This window comes from Duganella sp. GW822-FHT06D06, from assembly GCF_058799615.1.
The window spans coordinates 39,371-54,492 of the sequence record NZ_JBXALQ010000003.1; the positions used below are offsets into that span (position 1 = coordinate 39,371).

At 64.6% G+C, this 15,122-nt stretch carries 11 protein-coding genes; 7 read left to right on the forward strand and 4 right to left on the reverse strand.

Features of this window, described 5'->3' with window-relative positions; genetic code table 11:
• Positions 1–26: 26 nt before the first annotated feature.
• On the reverse strand, positions 27–2,834 hold the full coding sequence (locus AC1RMD_RS06445) for an FG-GAP-like repeat-containing protein (RefSeq protein WP_492924783.1): 2,808 nt from the start codon (positions 2,832–2,834) through the stop codon (positions 27–29).
• Between the two features lie 231 nt (positions 2,835–3,065).
• On the opposite strand from AC1RMD_RS06445, the gene AC1RMD_RS06450 reads away from it, so the two are divergent.
• The 3 genes from AC1RMD_RS06450 (at position 3,066) to nadC (ending at position 6,767) form a co-directional block, all read left to right on the forward strand.
• Complete coding sequence (locus AC1RMD_RS06450; RefSeq protein WP_492924785.1) at positions 3,066–4,667, forward strand: ABC-F family ATPase; 1,602 nt, start codon at positions 3,066–3,068, stop codon at positions 4,665–4,667.
• 91 nt (positions 4,668–4,758) lie between these two features.
• Positions 4,759–5,904, forward strand: a complete 1,146-nt coding sequence (gene nadA / locus AC1RMD_RS06455) for a quinolinate synthase NadA (protein ID WP_492924787.1) — start codon at positions 4,759–4,761, stop codon at positions 5,902–5,904.
• A complete protein-coding gene (nadC, locus tag AC1RMD_RS06460) occupies positions 5,901–6,767 on the forward strand; it encodes a carboxylating nicotinate-nucleotide diphosphorylase (protein ID WP_492924789.1) in 867 nt (288 codons plus the stop codon). Before nadA ends, nadC begins: the two co-directional genes overlap by 4 nt.
• A gap of 4 nt (positions 6,768–6,771) precedes the next feature.
• Here nadC and AC1RMD_RS06465 read toward each other — a convergent pair whose 3' ends face one another.
• Positions 6,772–7,809 carry a DUF418 domain-containing protein gene (locus AC1RMD_RS06465; protein WP_492924791.1) on the reverse strand — a complete coding sequence of 346 codons (1,038 nt, stop codon included), beginning with the start codon at positions 7,807–7,809 and terminating at the stop codon, positions 6,772–6,774.
• A 62-nt stretch (positions 7,810–7,871) separates the two neighbouring features.
• On the opposite strand from AC1RMD_RS06465, the gene AC1RMD_RS06470 reads away from it, so the two are divergent.
• Positions 7,872–8,447: a TetR/AcrR family transcriptional regulator gene (locus AC1RMD_RS06470; RefSeq protein ID WP_492924793.1), complete on the forward strand. Its 576-nt coding sequence runs from the start codon at positions 7,872–7,874 to the stop codon at positions 8,445–8,447.
• Between the two features lie 102 nt (positions 8,448–8,549).
• Positions 8,550–9,329: a PEP-CTERM sorting domain-containing protein gene (locus AC1RMD_RS06475; protein ID WP_492924795.1), complete on the forward strand. Its 780-nt coding sequence runs from the start codon at positions 8,550–8,552 to the stop codon at positions 9,327–9,329.
• A gap of 37 nt (positions 9,330–9,366) precedes the next feature.
• Here the strand turns inward: AC1RMD_RS06475 and AC1RMD_RS06480 are convergent, their stop codons facing one another.
• Positions 9,367–9,903, reverse strand: a complete 537-nt coding sequence (locus AC1RMD_RS06480) for a GNAT family N-acetyltransferase (protein ID WP_492924797.1) — start codon at positions 9,901–9,903, stop codon at positions 9,367–9,369.
• Positions 9,904–9,912: 9 nt separating this feature from the next.
• Entirely contained in the window at positions 9,913–11,526 is a 1,614-nt protein-coding gene (gene nadB / locus AC1RMD_RS06485) for an L-aspartate oxidase (protein WP_492924799.1), read from the reverse strand.
• 184 nt (positions 11,527–11,710) lie between these two features.
• On the opposite strand from nadB, the gene AC1RMD_RS06490 reads away from it, so the two are divergent.
• Together AC1RMD_RS06490 and prsK are read left to right on the forward strand one after the other, a co-directional pair.
• Positions 11,711–13,093, forward strand: coding sequence for a TIGR03013 family XrtA/PEP-CTERM system glycosyltransferase (locus tag AC1RMD_RS06490; RefSeq protein ID WP_492924801.1), 1,383 nt, complete (start codon positions 11,711–11,713; stop codon positions 13,091–13,093).
• Positions 13,093–15,108: an XrtA/PEP-CTERM system histidine kinase PrsK gene (gene prsK / locus AC1RMD_RS06495; RefSeq protein WP_492924803.1), complete on the forward strand. Its 2,016-nt coding sequence runs from the start codon at positions 13,093–13,095 to the stop codon at positions 15,106–15,108. Before AC1RMD_RS06490 ends, prsK begins: the two co-directional genes overlap by 1 nt.
• The last annotated feature ends 14 nt before the right edge of the window (positions 15,109–15,122 follow it).

Consider the following 15,122-nt stretch of genomic DNA (forward strand, 5'->3'; position numbering starts at 1 on the left):
GTCTTCTCGCTGGGTAGTCTGCGGGGTCAGGGGGTTGTGTTGGTAACGGTGCGCCGCGTCGGGCGGCCGAGGATCCAGCGGTCGGTGTCGTTCAGATAGCTGGTGCTGACCTGAAGTACCACGCCATCCGCGTCGCTTTGGCGGAACAAGGTGGGGTTGCCCCAGCTGTCGTATTGGGTGGTCTTGGTGACGGTCGGCTGCGCGACGCCATTCCGGTCCCAGCTTTCGCTGACGCTGCCGCTGTCGTAGATAAAATAAATGCCGCCGACTACCGGCTTGCAGCTGGTGTCCGCATGCGCTCCCAGCAGGATGCAGCCGCGAGTGTTGCGCTGCCGGCTTAGCAGGCCGCCGTTGCCGTCGCCGGCGATCGAGGTGGTAATCTGATTGACGCTGCCGCTGTACGGCCAGTCAAGGCGGTATTCGGTTCTTACGGCGACACCGCTGCTGAGATCGTTCGTCTGTATCCATCGGAAGCCCAGCAGGCCGCGCCCGTTCAATTCGGCTTTCAGGCCACCGTAGCGATAGTTGACGGTGTGCGTGCCGCCCCCGCCGTCCGGCGCGCTCAGTGCGGACACCACATACAAAGGCAAGCGCACGTCCGTCAGCGGGTAGACGGCGTCGGCGTCAACCGCGTGCACGGCGTCGTCAGTCAAGGGGCTGTAGCTGATGGCGTAGACCGCGCCCAGGCCGGTGATGACATGGGTCAGGCGGTCACCCACGCGGTTGGACAGATGTACGTCGAAGGACGCACCGCCATTGTCGTTGAACACAGTGACCAGATGGGGGCTGGCCTGGCCCGTGCTGTCGGCGACAAACCAGCGTTGCGCGTCCGAATAGCCGCCGCTGCGGCTTGCCCAGTTCTGCCAGTGAAAGGCGGTGCCTCTGCTTGCTTGAACGTCGATGGTGGCCAGGCCGGCGTCGTTGCGGATGCTGACCAGATCGGCGCGGCCATCGCCGTTCAGGTCGGCCACCAGCCATTTTTGCCCGTCAACGATGGCGCCGGTCTTGGTTTGCCAGCGAGCAAGGCGAAAGCCGCCGCCGACATTGACGTGCACGTCGACGGTGGTCAATCCGTCTTCGGCAAACACATTGATCAGGTCGGGACGGCCATCACCGGTGACGTCGGCCAGCATCCACTGTTGCGCATCCCAGAAACCGCCGCCCCGGGTCTCCCAGGTTATGGCCGGGGTCAGGGCTGTGCCGTCGCTGAGAAAAACATCGGTCGTCGCGCTTCCGTTGTCGTTGCGCACGCAGACAAAGTCGGCGCGGCCGTCGCCGTTGACGTCTGCCAGGAACCAGTGCCGGGCTTCGGTGGTGACCTGGGCGCCCCCGCGGTCAACCAGCGCTCCGAACGCGACCCCGCCGGCGGTCGCGCTGCTTCCGGCGAAGGCCACGCTCAAATGCGTCAGCGCGCGGACGGTGCTGACGCTGGCAATGTCCTGACGGCCGTCGCCATCGAGGTCGGCGACAAACCACAGGCGTTCCGCTTCACTGCTGGCAAGGCAGTCTCTGCCGGCCGGAACCGAAAAACTGTGTCCGGTGCTCAGTAGCGACTCGGCGTAGATGTTGCCGCCGAAGCGAGACAGCCGCAGCAGGTCGGACTTGCCGTCGCCGTTGATATCTGCCACGAGCAGCTTGACATTTTCATGGCTGGCGCCGACCTGGGTAGCCCAGCGTTGCATCGTGTAGCCGCCGCCGCTGCTGAGATGGACATCGATGCTCAACGTATGATCCACATCGTCGAACACGTTGATGAGGTCGGTTTTGCCGTCGCCGTCGACGTCGGCCGAGAACCATTGCTGCGCCTCCTGATAAGCGCCCGCCCGGGTCGCCCAGCGCTGTGCGCCGAGCCCGGCGGGCTGGAATTCCCACTCGAAAGAGGTCGGCGGCATGCATGTCCCGCTTTGCATTTCACATTCGGTAACGCTCTTCAGCACGGAACGGGCGCTTTGGGGACTGACGGCATAGGCGAGACGATATTCTCTCACCGGAGCCACGCCGGTAAAGGTCGCTATGCTTCGCAGCCTGAGCCTCGTTTCGATTTTGGATAGCGAGGCGTAGACGAGCACCGGATCGGGACGGGTTTCGTACACGAACTGGATGGAATTGTCCGCTGGCTCGCCAGTTGCACTGTTGCCGCTGTAATCAATGCGCCGGACGTAGAAGTCGCCGCCGCCGGTGTCCCCGGTATAGCTGATAGTGTAGTAATTTCCTTTAACGTCCCGCACCTTATTGAGTGCCCACACCCGCGCCAGGGGGAGGTTTTGCATGGCGATGCGGGAATCACTGGTATTGCCGAACTCCAGGATTCGGCCGTCCTTGGTCCAGGCCTTGAACCAGCCGGGATCGGTGCCGCAGCCGGCGGCGCCGGTGTCCGCATTCCTGTGGCAGGGGTGGCCCGATCCGTAAGAGATCACCCTGGTGAAGTCGGTTCGTTCCGTTCGGTATTCAGCATTGGACTCACCGTCCACACTGCCATCGATCGACACCAGTCTCGTGCCGTTCAGGCAAAACGCGTCGTTGCCGGAAAAGTTCATGGAGGATTGCCGGCCATCCTGTGCCTTGGTCCTGGGGCAGCGGAAAATGGTGGATATGCCGGTGACGGCGCCGCCGATGCCGACCACGCCGTTGAAGTTATGGCTGCTGTAGCTGATGGCGATGGTCGGGGCCAGTCCGGCGGTGCCGGGAGGCGTTTGTATCGGAATGCTGTAATTGGCGCGCCCCATCGTATCGACCGAGAATTGGCCCGCCGTGGTCATCGCGGTCTGCTCGGCCATGACGGCTGCGCAGAATACGAGTAGCACCAGCGGCACCGCGCGCAGGCAGAAGACCATGACCACTCCCTTCCTAAATACCAGGTTTTTGTCTCTTGACGTCATTCAGGCGAGAGATGAAAAATTTTAAGGATTTGTTAACATCACCCTGTTGAGTTACCTCAGCAGTGCGAGTCGAACTTTCGGCAGGAGCGGAGGTCCCGGCGTCCGGCGCTGTGCGATTCCTCCAACCTGGCCCGGCTAGTGGTAAAATGCCCGGTTAATCAAATCCATGCTTTAAGGGCCTTATCCGTGCTAAGTACAGCAAACATCACCATGCAATTCGGCGCCAAGCCGCTGTTCGAAAACATTTCCGTCAAATTCGGCGATGGCAATCGCTATGGCCTCATCGGCGCCAACGGTTGCGGCAAGTCCACCTTCATGAAAATCCTGGGCGGCGATCTGGAGCCGTCGGGCGGCAACGTGATGCTGGATACGAACGAACGCCTGGGCAAGCTGCGCCAGGATCAGTTCGCGTACGAAGAAATGCGCGTGCTGGACGTGGTGATGATGGGCCACACCGAGATGTGGGCCGCGATGCAGGAGCGCGACGCCATCTACGCCAATCCGGAAGCCACCGACGACGACTACATGAAGGCCGCCGAGCTGGAAGGCAAAGTCTCCGAGTACGACGGCTACACCGCCGAGTCGCGCGCGGGCGAGCTGCTGCTGGGCGCGGGCGTGGACATCGAGCTGCACAAGGGACCGATGAGCAATGTGTCGCCGGGCTGGAAGCTGCGCGTGCTGCTGGCGCAGGCGCTGTTCTCGAATCCGGACATCCTGCTGCTCGACGAGCCGACCAACAACCTGGATATCAATACGATCCGCTGGCTGGAGGACGTGCTGAACGACCGCAACTCCACCATGATCATCATTTCCCACGATCGCCACTTCCTGAACCAGGTCTGCACCCACGTGGCCGACATGGACTACGGCACCTTGAAGATCTATCCGGGCAACTACGACGAGTACATGTTCGCCTCGACCCAGGCCCGCAACCAGCAACTGGCCAACAACGCCAAGGCCAAGGACAAGGTCGCCGAGCTGCAGGACTTCGTGCGCCGCTTCGCCGCCAACAAGTCCAAGGCCCGCCAGGCCACCTCGCGCGCCAAGCAGATCGAGAAGATCAAGGTCGACGACATCAAGCCGTCGTCGCGCGCCTATCCGTTCGTGCGTTTCGACGGCGAGAAGAAGTTGCACCGCCTGGCCGTCGAAGTCGATTCGATCGCGAAGAAATACGACCGCCAGCTGTTCAACAACTTCAGCATCATGGTTGAAGCGGGCGAGCGCATCGCCATCATCGGCGCCAACGGCGCCGGCAAGACCACGCTGCTGCGTTGCATCGGCGGCGACGACATCGCCCACCTGCACGCCGATCACGGCATCGTCAAGTGGGCCGAGAACGCCAACGTCGGCTATATGCCGCAGGATCCGACCGAAGAGTTCGCCAAGGACACGACGCTGACCGACTGGATGGGCGACTGGACCCAGGAAGGCGACGACGACCAGGCCGTGCGCTCGATCCTGGGCCGCCTGCTGTTCGGCGGCGACGAGGTGAAGAAATCCGTCAAGGTGCTGTCCGGCGGCGAGAAGGGCCGCATGATGTACGGCAAGCTGATGCTGGGCCGCCACAACGTGCTGCTGCTCGATGAGCCGACCAACCACATGGACATGGAATCGATCGAATCGCTGAACATCGCGCTGGAAAAATACGCCGGCACGCTAATCTTCGTTTCCCACGATCGCGAGTTCGTGTCGTCGCTGGCCAACCGCATCATCGAGATCAAGGAAAACGAGATCGTTGACTTCCGCGGCAACTATGAAGACTATCTGACCAGCCAGGGTATCGACTAAGCGTCGGCTCCCATCAAAGAATCCCGCCGCCAGCGGGATTCTTTGCAATGTGCGATAGTTATTGCCTCACGTTTCACGTACCCCGAACACCATGCAAACCATAGAGATCAAATCCGTCGAGTACGAACATCCACAAGACGGAGCCAGCTGCACCGCCCACGCCTGGGCGCGTACGCCAGCGACTCCATCCCCCGAGCAACGCATCGCCCTCAAGGAGCGCATCAAGCGCTTGCTGATCGAAAAGCAGGCGGTGCTTGTTTCCCACTACTACGTCGACGGCGACCTGCAAGACCTGGCGGAAGAAACCGGCGGCTGCGTCTCCGATTCGCTGGAGATGGCGCGCTTCGGCCGCGACCATCCGGCCAAGACGCTGGTGGTGGCCGGCGTGCGCTTCATGGGCGAAACCGCCAAGATCCTCAGCCCGGAAAAGCGCATCCTGATGCCGGACCTGGACGCCACCTGTTCGCTGGACCTGGGCTGCCCGGTCGATGAATTCACCGCCTTCTGCGACGCCCATCCGGACCGCACCGTGGTGGTGTACGCCAACACCAGCGCCGCCGTCAAGGCGCGCGCCGACTGGATGGTGACCTCATCGATCGGCCTTGACATCGTCAAGCACCTGCACGAGCAGGGCAAGAAAATCCTGTGGGCGCCGGACAAGCACCTGGGCTCCTACATCCAGCAGCAGACCGGCGCCGACATGCTGCTGTGGCAAGGTTCCTGCCTGGTGCATGACGAGTTCAAGGGCATCGAACTCGAGCTGCTGAAGGCCGAATATCCGAACGCCAAGGTGCTGGTGCACCCTGAATCGCCGGCCAACGTGGTGGCGCTGGCGGACGTGGTCGGTTCGACCACGCAGATCATCAACGCCGCCGTCGAGTCGGACGCCGATACCTTCATCGTCGCCACCGACAACGGCATCCTGCACAAGATGCGCGCCGCCGCGCCGGGCAAGCGCTTTATCGAAGCGCCGACCGCCGGCAACAGCGCCAGTTGCAAGAGCTGCGCGCATTGCCCGTGGATGGCGATGAACGGCCTGCAAAACCTGGCCGACGTGCTGGAGAATATGGACCACAGCTCCGCCAACGAAATCCACGTCGATCCCGAGATCGGCAAGCAGGCGGTGACGTCCATCAACCGCATGCTGGACTTCGCGGCGGCCAAGAAGGCCAAGGTGCAGCCGGGCGCTGACCTGGCAAAAGAAGCTAAACTGTTTTCGGGAATCGGTCCGGCATGAGTACTTTAGTCAACACTTTCGCGCCTTTCGACGACGCACTGAGGACCGCCTTTGAAGGCAATATGCTGGCGGCCCTGCTGGAAGACGTGGGCAGCGGCGACCTGACCGGCCTGCTGGTGCCGGACGGCGGCCGCGCCACCGCGCGCGTGATCGTGCGCGAACAGGCGGTGCTGTGCGGCGCGCCCTGGTTCGAGGGCATCATGAACTGCATGCAGGCCGGCATCGAGATCGACTGGCAATATGCCGAAGGCGATCTGATGAAGGCCGACAGCCTGGTCTGCACCATCCAGGGCCCGGCGCGCGCGCTGCTGACGGCGGAACGCGCTGCGCTGAATTTCCTGCAGCTGCTGTCGGGCGTGGCGACCGCCACCCGCAAGTATGTCGACGTCATCGCCGGCACCCGCGCGGCCATCCTCGATACCCGCAAGACCATGCCGGGCCTGCGCCTGGCGCAGAAGTACGCGGTGCGCGTGGGCGGCGGACAGAACCAGCGCCTGGCGCTGTATGACGGCATCCTGATCAAGGAAAACCATATCGCGGCGGCCGGCGGCATCACCGCCGCGGTGCTGGCCGCCAAGCGGCTGGAGAAGGGCGTGTCGATCCAGGTCGAAGTGGAGAGCATCGCCGAACTGGAAGAGGCGCTGGCGGCGGACGCCGGCTCGGTCCTGCTCGACAACTTCAGCCTCGACATGATGCGCGACGCGGTGCGGCTCAACGCCGGCCGTGCCCTGCTGGAAGCGTCCGGCGGCATCAACTTCGATACCGTGCGCGCCATCGCCGAGACCGGCGTGGACCGTATTTCGATCGGCAGCCTGACCAAGGATGTGCGCGCAACGGATTACTCCTTGCGCATCGTCGGCTAAGGCTTCAGCCGGCCAGCTTGCGCATCAGCGCTTCAACCGGACCGCGCTGGAAATGGCGCGACCACCACCAGGCATAGACGCTGGCGGCCACGCAGAACAGCAGCGCGGCCGTCACCGCCGTCGCCACGCCCTGGCCGCTGAGCAGGCCCAGCGCTTCCAAGGTCCCCATGCCCAGCAGCACGTGCGCGATGTACAGCGTCAGCGTCTGGCGGCCGGCCGGTATGGCCAGCTGCAGCACGCGTTTGCGGTGCAGCCAGGCGGCGCTGCGCAGGCACAGGCCGATCACCAGCACGGCGCTGCCGGAACTGGCCAGCATATACAGAGGCATCGGCGGGATCGGCTTGGTCGTCAGCAGTTCGGACAGCTCGGGCAGGGCGGGGCGCAGCAGCAGGCTGGCGCCTTCCGCCGCCAGCAGTGCGGCGGCGCCCCAGGCCATCAGCCGGTGCTGGACTGCGCGCTGCGCCAAGGGCAGCCGCCCCAGCAGCATCCCCAACAACAGAAAACCCAGCCACGGCAACACCGGGTGCCAGCCGTTGAACAGCAGGTTGCGACCGAAGCCGGATGGCGTCCAGAAGCCGCTGTAGGTGTAGGTGTGCCAATCCCAGCCGGCGCTGTAGTTCTGCGTCAATACCAGCGCGACGAAGAGCAGGTCCAGGGCGACGATGCAGGCCGCCAGCGCCTGCCACGACAGCCTCAGCAGCAAGGCGCCGAACAGGAAGTAGAAGGCGTAGTAGTGCAGGATGTCGGCCTCGAACAGCAGCATGTTGCACAGGCCCAGCACCAGCAGGAAGACGGCGCGGCGCAGGGTGACGGTGACGGTCTGGGCGTGGTCGTTGCGGGCGGCGGCGATGCCCAGGCCGATGCCGGCCAGCACCACAAAGCAGGCGGCGGCCCGGCCCTCCAGCGCACCGGTGAGCACGGCCAGCAGGCTGTCGCCATCCTTGATGCCCATCGCCATGCGAAAGTTGACGATCACCATGCCGACAAAGGCAAGAAAGCGCGCCAGGTCCAGTCCTTCAAGTCGTTGTTTCTGATGTTGCATATGGTTTCCTCATCGGGTTTGAAGTATGATGAACGAACGTTCGTTCATCATATGAGGTCCTTATGTCGGAGTCAAGAAAGCAATTGATCGTGGAGGCCGCCTGCGCCTGTTTCCTGCGCAAGGGCTATCACCAGACCGGCGTACGCGATATTGCCGCGGAGGCGGGCATCAGCCTGGGCAATCTCTACAACCATTTTTCAGGCAAGGAGGCGGTGCTGGCCGAGATCGCCGCGCTGGAGGCGGGCGAATTGGCGCCCTTCATCGCCCATCTGCAGGCGCAGGACGATCCGGCCGCGGCGCTGATGCGCTTCGTCGGCGCCTACCTCGACTTTGCGGCGCGGCCCGAGAATGCGCTGATGACGCTGGAACTGGTCGCCGAGGCGGTACGGAATCCGGCCATCGCGGCGACCTTTGCCGGCAATCGGGAAGGCCTGTGGTCCGCGCTGGTGGGTTTGCTGGAGCAGGGCGCGGCGAGCGGCCGGCTGCGGCGCTGCGCCTGCCCGGCGGAGACCGCGAACTTGATACTCGATCTGGTGGAGGGGCAGGCGCTGAGGGCGGTACTCGGCGAGGTGGCGCAGGCGGCGCACGCGCGCGCGGAACTGTTGGGCTTTATCGCCCACGCGCTGCAAGTTACATGAAAAATAAGCATGCACATATGTAAAAATTTACCATTATGAATGCCTTAAATGCAATATAATATGCCTTGTCATTTTTATAGCATTAATTAAAGGAGTAGGTAGATGAAAAAGCAATTATTGGCAGGTGTGGTGGCGATGCTGGGTCTGACGGGCATGGCGCACGCGGACGGGTTCTACAATGGTGGTTTCGAGGCCGGCACCACGGGTGGCTGGACCACCGGCGGCGGCTATCGCGCCGGCACCGACAACAGCATGCAGCCTTCGCAATTCCTGCCTGGTGGCAGCCTGAACAGTGACAATGGCAGCCGCGGCGCCGTGGTCGACAGCAGCTATGTCGATTCCAACCTGGGCGCGCTGCTGGGTTCAACCGTGTACAGCGGCAACTATTCCTACCGCGCTGAAGACACCACCAGCGGCGGCTATGCGACCGCGATCAGTCAGAAAGTCAGCAACTACACCGACGCGAACATCTACTTCGCCTGGAAAGCCGTGCTGGAAAACGGCGGCCACCAGGAATACGAATCGGCGCTGATGAAGCTGACCCTGACCGACGACACCACCGGCCAGTTGCTGATCAGCCGCAGCTACAACGCCGGCTTCAGCGGTTCGGGCGTGGACAGCCGCTTCGCCAAAGAAGGCAATCTGTTCTACACGCCAAGCTGGCAAGTAGAACAGCTGAGCATCGACCAGTCGCTGTCGGGCCACAGCTTCACGCTGTCGCTGCTGGCGGCCGATTGCCAGCCAACCGGCCACACCGGCTACGCCTATCTGGACGGCTTCGGCGCCGTGACGCCACCAGTACCTGAGCCTACCACCTACGGCATGCTGTTGGCCGGCCTCGGCCTGCTGGGCTACATGGCTCGCCGCAAGAAATCGGCTTAAGCCAGTCGATGGCGCCGGCGGCTGATGCCGGCCGGCGCTAGGCGTTGATACTCTTCCGCATTTTTGCCAGCGGCACCTTGATGTCGCCCGGCAATGTAATCTCAAACCGTTCCACCGTCGTAAAGCCGCAGGCCAGGTACAGCGGCACGCCCGGCATGGTGGCGGCCAGTTCCAGCGTACGGAAACCGGCGGCGGCCGCCGCCTCGGTGCAATGGCTCAGCAACAGCCGGCCCAGCCCCTGGCGGGCCGCCGACGGCTCGACGAAGAAGGCGCGGATGCGCGCCGCTTCGACGGCCGGATCGAGCAGCGGATCGGCGCCTTGCTTGGCGCGGTCGGCGCCGAACAGCGTGCTGCGCTTGCTCCAGCCGCCGCAGGCCACCATCTCCCCATGCTTCTCAAGCAAAAAATAAGTTTGATCGGCGACTAGTTGCGTATCGACGCCGAACACGTGGCGGGTGATCGCCGCGGCCTGCTCCGGGCTGTAGAAACCGTCGCTCAGCTCGATGCCGGAACGGGCGATCAGCGCCTCCATCGCGGGAATATCGCCCGGCCGGGCTGCGCGCACGGTGATCATGCCTGCCCCCTATTTGCGGCGCGCCGGCGTCAGGATGCTCGGCAGCGCTTTCGGCAGCGTCTCCGGGTAGTCGCGGCTGAAGTGCAGGCCGCGGCTTTCGTGCCGCTGCAAGGCGCTGTTGACGATCAGGTTGGCCACGTCGACCAGGTTGCGCAGCTCCAGCAAGTCGTGCGTGATGCGGAAGTTGCGGTAATACTCGTCGATTTCTTCCTTCAGCAGCGCGATACGGTGCTGGGCCCGCTCCAGCCGCTTGGTGGTGCGCACGATGCCGACATAGTTCCACATGAAGCGGCGCAGCTCGTCCCAGTTGTGGGAGATGACCACTTCCTCGTCGGCGTCGGTGACGCGGCTTTCGTCCCAGTCCGGCAAGTAGGGGACCTCGCCTTTTTCCTTGGCGGCGATGTCGGTGGCGCAGGCGCGGCCGATGACCACGCATTCCAGCAAGGAATTGCTGGCCAGCCGGTTGGCGCCGTGCAGGCCGGTGCAGGCGGTTTCGCCCACCGCGTACAGGCCGGGCAGGTCGGTGCGGCCGTGCAGGTCGGTGACCACGCCGCCGCAGGTGTAGTGCGCGGCCGGCACGATCGGGATCGGCTGCCTGGTGATGTCGATGCCCAGTTCCAGGCAGCGCGCGTAGATGGTCGGGAAGTGCTCGATCAGGAATTCGGCCGGCTTGTGGCTGATGTCCAGGTGCACGTAGTCGAGGCCGCGTTTCTTGATCTCGAAGTCGATGGCGCGCGCCACCACGTCGCGCGGCGCCAGCTCGGCGCGCTCGTCGTGGGCCAGCATGAAGCGGTTGCCGGCGGCGGCGCCGGCTTCCGGCGGCAGCTTGAGCAAGCCGCCTTCGCCGCGGATCGCCTCGGTGATCAGGAAGGATTTGGCGTACGGGTGGTACAGGCAGGTCGGGTGGAACTGGATGAATTCCATGTTCGACACGCGGCAGCCGGCGCGCCAGGCCATGGCGATGCCGTCGCCGCTGGCGGTGTCGGGATTGGTGGTGTACAGGTAGACCTTGCCGGCGCCGCCGGTGGCCATCACCGTGTGTTCGGCGGCGAAGGTCAGCACCTGGCCGGTCTTCTCGTCCTGCACGTACAGGCCGTAGCACTTGGGCTGGGCGTTGGCCTTCTTGTGCGGGTGCAGCTTGTCCGAGGTGATCAAGTCGATCGCGCAGTGGTGTTCGAACAGGGTGATGTTCGGATGGGCGCGGACTTTTTCCTCCAGCGTGACCTGCACCGCGTGGCCGGTGGCGTCGGCCGCGTGGATGATGCGGCGCTGGCTGTGGCCGCCTTCGCGCGTCAGGTGGAAGCCCAGTTCGGCCGAATCGTCCCTGGTGAAGGGCACGCCCTGCTCGATCAGCCATTCGATCGCCTCGCGGCCGTGCTCGACGATGTAGCGCGTGGCGCCTTCGTCGCACAGGCCGCCGCCGGCGATCAGGGTGTCGTCGATGTGCTGGGTGTGGCTGTCGCCCGAATCGAGCACGGCGGCGATGCCGCCCTGGGCCCAATTGCTGGCGCCATCCTTCAGCGCGCGTTTGGAAATGATCGCGACTGTGCGCGTTTCGGCCAGGTGGAGGGCGACCGACAGGCCGGCCAATCCGCTGCCGACAATTGCAACATCAAATTTCATGATTACGTTTGGATGCGGTAGAGAACCATGACTATAGACCATTTGTCATGAACGCGTCATATCCGGCTGATTTTCGGCTGTTTTAAGCCTGAACCGACCAGCAAATTGTGGCCGCTCAAGGTGCGAGCGCCTCGGGTTGGCGATGATCGGAGTTACACCGCTGTGTGGTGTCGGGGAGCGGATCGTGATCAGGATATTCCACCACTATGTGTCAAAAATAGCCTTCATGCTGTTGTTGCTGGAGTTGCTGGTGCTGTTGACGGCCGCCGTGGCCAGCGCGCCATTGTGGCTCAAGGGCCGGCATGGCGGCGACCAGCTGTATCTGCCGGCGCTGGCGTTCGCGCTGGTCATGGTGTTGAGCATGGGCACGCTGGGCATGTACCAGCACAATCAATCCAGGGAAGACATCAAGAGCACCTTGTTGCGCATCCTGCCGTCGTTCGTGCTGGGCTTTGGCTTGATGACCTTGCTGTCGAACATGATACCGGGCGCGCAGTTCGGCCGCGTCGGCAGCGTGGTGTTCGTGCTGGGCGGGGCGGCGGTGCTGTTGGCGCGGCTGGTGGTGTTCACGTCGGCGCAGTCGAGCATGCTGGAGCAGCGCCTGATCGTCATCGGCGACGGCGCCACCGCGCGCGAGTGCCTGGAGCTGGGCGCCAGCAGCGTCGGCTTCCATGCGTTCAAGGTGGTGGGCTTCGTGCCGGTGGCCGGGGAAGTGTCTTGCGTGCCGGCGGCGCTGCTGCTGCCGGCCGACCTGTCGCTGCTGTCGCTGGCGCGGCGCTACGCGGCCGACGAGATCGTGGTGTCGGTCGGCGACCGCCGCAATGGGGCGTTTCCAGTTCGACAACTGCTGGAATGCGCGCTGGGCGGCGTGCCGGTGACCGACGCCGCCACCTTCTTCGAGCGCGAGGCGTGCCAGATCCGGGTCGACTCCTTGCAGCCGAGCTATCTGATCTTCGGCGGCGGCTTCGACCAGAGCATGTTGCGGGCGGCGGTCAAGCGGGCCTTCGACCTGGTGGCCAGCGCGGCGATCTGCCTGGCGGCCTTGCCGCTGATGCTGCTGACGGCGCTGGCGATCCGTATCGAGGACGGTGGGCCGGTGTTCTACCAGCAGGAGCGCGTGGGGCGCGACAACCGCCTGTTCAAGGTGCTGAAGTTCCGCAGCATGCGGCTGGACGCCGAGCAGGACGGCAAGCCCAAGTGGGCGGTGCTGAACGATCCGCGCGTGACCATGGTCGGCCACTGGATCCGCAAGCTGCGCATCGATGAATTGCCGCAGATGCTGAACGTGTTCAAGGGCGAGATGAGTTTTGTCGGACCGCGGCCGGAGCGGGCGTACTTCGTCGAGCAGTTGTGCGGCGAGATCGCCTACTACAACGTGCGCCACAGCATCAAGCCGGGCATCACCGGGCTGGCGCAGGTGCGCTACAGCTACGGCGCCTCGGTCGAGGACGCGCTGCGCAAGCTGCAATACGATCTGTACTACGTGAAGAACAACAGCCTGTTCCTCGATCTGCTGATCCTGATCGACACGGTGCAGGTGGTGTTGTTCGGCAAAGGCGGGCGTTGATGTCCTGGTCGCTGGTGGCCGGCTTCAGCTACGGCCTGGCGGCGCTGGCGTTCGCGCTGCTGGCGGCTTTGCTGTTGCGGGGCGGTTGGCGGCAGCGCGGCCACGCGGGCGCATTCGGCGCGGCATGCGTGGCGACGGTCGCCTGGGCGGCGTTGGCGGCCGCCGGATCGGCCTGGCGTGCCGGGCTGCTGGCGGCGATGGATGGACTGGAGGCGCTGCGCACCGCGGCCTGGTTGGCGCTGCTGCTGGTGCTGTCCAGCGGCGGCGCGCGCCGGCGCGGCTGGCTGGCGGCGGTGGCCGTGCTGGCGGCGCTGGCCTGGCTGGCGGCTGCCGACGGGCGGGCGCTGGCGGCGATCGTCATCCGCCTGGGGCTGGCTGTGCTGGGGATGCTGCTGGTCGAACATCTGTACCGGGGCACGCCGCCTTCGTCGCGTTGGGGCATCAAGTTTGCCTGCCTGGGCGCCGGCGCCTTGTTCGCCTACGATTTCTACCTGTACAGCGAGGCGTTGCTGTTTCATCGCGTCAATCAGGAGATCTGGGCCGCGCGCGGCGCCGTCAACGCGCTCAGCGTGCCTTTGCTGGCGCTGGCGGTGGCGCGCAACCCGGTGTGGACGGCGGGTTTGGCGCTGTCGCGCCAGATCATGTTCGGCTCGGCGGCGCTGCTGGGCTCCGCGCTGTATTTAATGGCGATGGCCGCCAGCGCCTGGTATCTGCGCTACATCGGCGGCGTGTGGGGCACCTTGATGCAGCTGGCTTGCCTGTTCGGCGCGGCGCTGCTGTTGTCGGGCGTGCTGTTTTCTGGCACGGTGCGGTCGCGCCTGAAGGTATTCATCAGCAAGCACTTCTATCAGGGACGCTACGATTACCGGCGGGAATGGCAGCGCTTCACCCACGCGCTGGCCGAGGATAGCGCGGCGCTGTCGCTGCGCGCGATCCAGGCGATGGCGGAATTGGTCGAGAGTCCCGCAGGGCTGCTGTGGCTGCGTCGCGACGGCGCCGACTTCCAGGCGGTGGCGCGCTGGAATATGCCGCTGCCGGCGGCGGTGGAGCCGGCCGAAGGCGCGCTGTGCGCTTTTCTGGCGGCGCGCGGCTGGGTGATCGATGTCCGCGAGTGGCGCGCTGATCCACAGCGCTACGGTTTGGCGGCGTTGCCGGCCTGGCTGCGGGACTCGGATGCGGTGCGGCTGGTGGTGCCGCTGATGCTGGAACGCAGCCTGTACGGCTACATCTGCCTGGCGCCGCCGCGCGCCAAGCTGTTGCTCAACTGGGAAGTCTGCGATGTGCTCAAGATCGCTGGCCGGCAGGCCGCCAGCTATCTGGCGCACCAGGAATCGGCCAACAGCCTGGCGGTGGCGCGCCAGTTCGAATCGTTCAACCGCATGTCGACCTTCGTCGTGCACGACCTGAAGAACCTGGTGTCGCAGCTGTCGCTGTTGCTGGTGAACGCGCAGCGACACAAGGCCAATCCGGCATTCCAGGAGGACATGCTGGAGACGCTGTCCCACTCGCTGGGCAAGCTGAAGTCGCTGCTGCTCAAGCTGCGCCGCGACGAGGTGGCCGAACAGGCCGCGCCCTTGCAGCTGGACGCCGTGCTGCAGCAACTGATGCGCGGCTACGCGCAACTGGAGCCGCGGCCGGCGCTGGAGCTGTGCGCGGACGGGCTGATGGTGCTGGCCAACCGCCAGCGCCTGGAGCGGGTGATCGGCCACCTGATCCTGAATGCGGTGGAGGCGACGCCGCGCAACGGCCGGGTGGCCATGCGCCTGCTGCGCGGCGACGCCGCCGCAGTGATCGAGCTCAGCGACACCGGCCACGGCATGAGCGAACAATTCATCCGCGAGCGGCTGTTCCAGCCGTTCGAGTCGACCAAGCGCGCCGGCATGGGCATCGGCGTGTTCGAGAGCCGTGAGTATGCGCGCGAGCTCGGCGGCCGGCTGGAAGTGAGCAGCGCGCCGGCGCGCGGCACCACGTTCCGCCTGATCTTGCCGCTGCATGTGGATGCGGCAGCGGCCTGAGCCTTGGAGGATAG

Bases quoted from the DNA above. Each gene is read 5' to 3' on its own strand.
- AC1RMD_RS06445 (WP_492924783.1), bottom strand. From the start codon at position 2,834: ATGGTCTTCTGCCTGCGCGCGGTGCCGCTGGTGCTACTCGTATTCTGC.
- nadA (WP_492924787.1), top strand. From the start codon at position 4,759: ATGCAAACCATAGAGATCAAATCCGTCGAGTACGAACATCCACAAGAC.
- nadC (WP_492924789.1), top strand. From the start codon at position 5,901: ATGAGTACTTTAGTCAACACTTTCGCGCCTTTCGACGACGCACTGAGG.
- AC1RMD_RS06465 (WP_492924791.1), bottom strand. From the start codon at position 7,809: ATGCAACATCAGAAACAACGACTTGAAGGACTGGACCTGGCGCGCTTT.
- AC1RMD_RS06470 (WP_492924793.1), top strand. From the start codon at position 7,872: ATGTCGGAGTCAAGAAAGCAATTGATCGTGGAGGCCGCCTGCGCCTGT.
- AC1RMD_RS06475 (WP_492924795.1), top strand. From the start codon at position 8,550: ATGAAAAAGCAATTATTGGCAGGTGTGGTGGCGATGCTGGGTCTGACG.
- AC1RMD_RS06480 (WP_492924797.1), bottom strand. From the start codon at position 9,903: ATGATCACCGTGCGCGCAGCCCGGCCGGGCGATATTCCCGCGATGGAG.
- nadB (WP_492924799.1), bottom strand. From the start codon at position 11,526: ATGAAATTTGATGTTGCAATTGTCGGCAGCGGATTGGCCGGCCTGTCG.
- prsK (WP_492924803.1), top strand. From the start codon at position 13,093: ATGTCCTGGTCGCTGGTGGCCGGCTTCAGCTACGGCCTGGCGGCGCTG.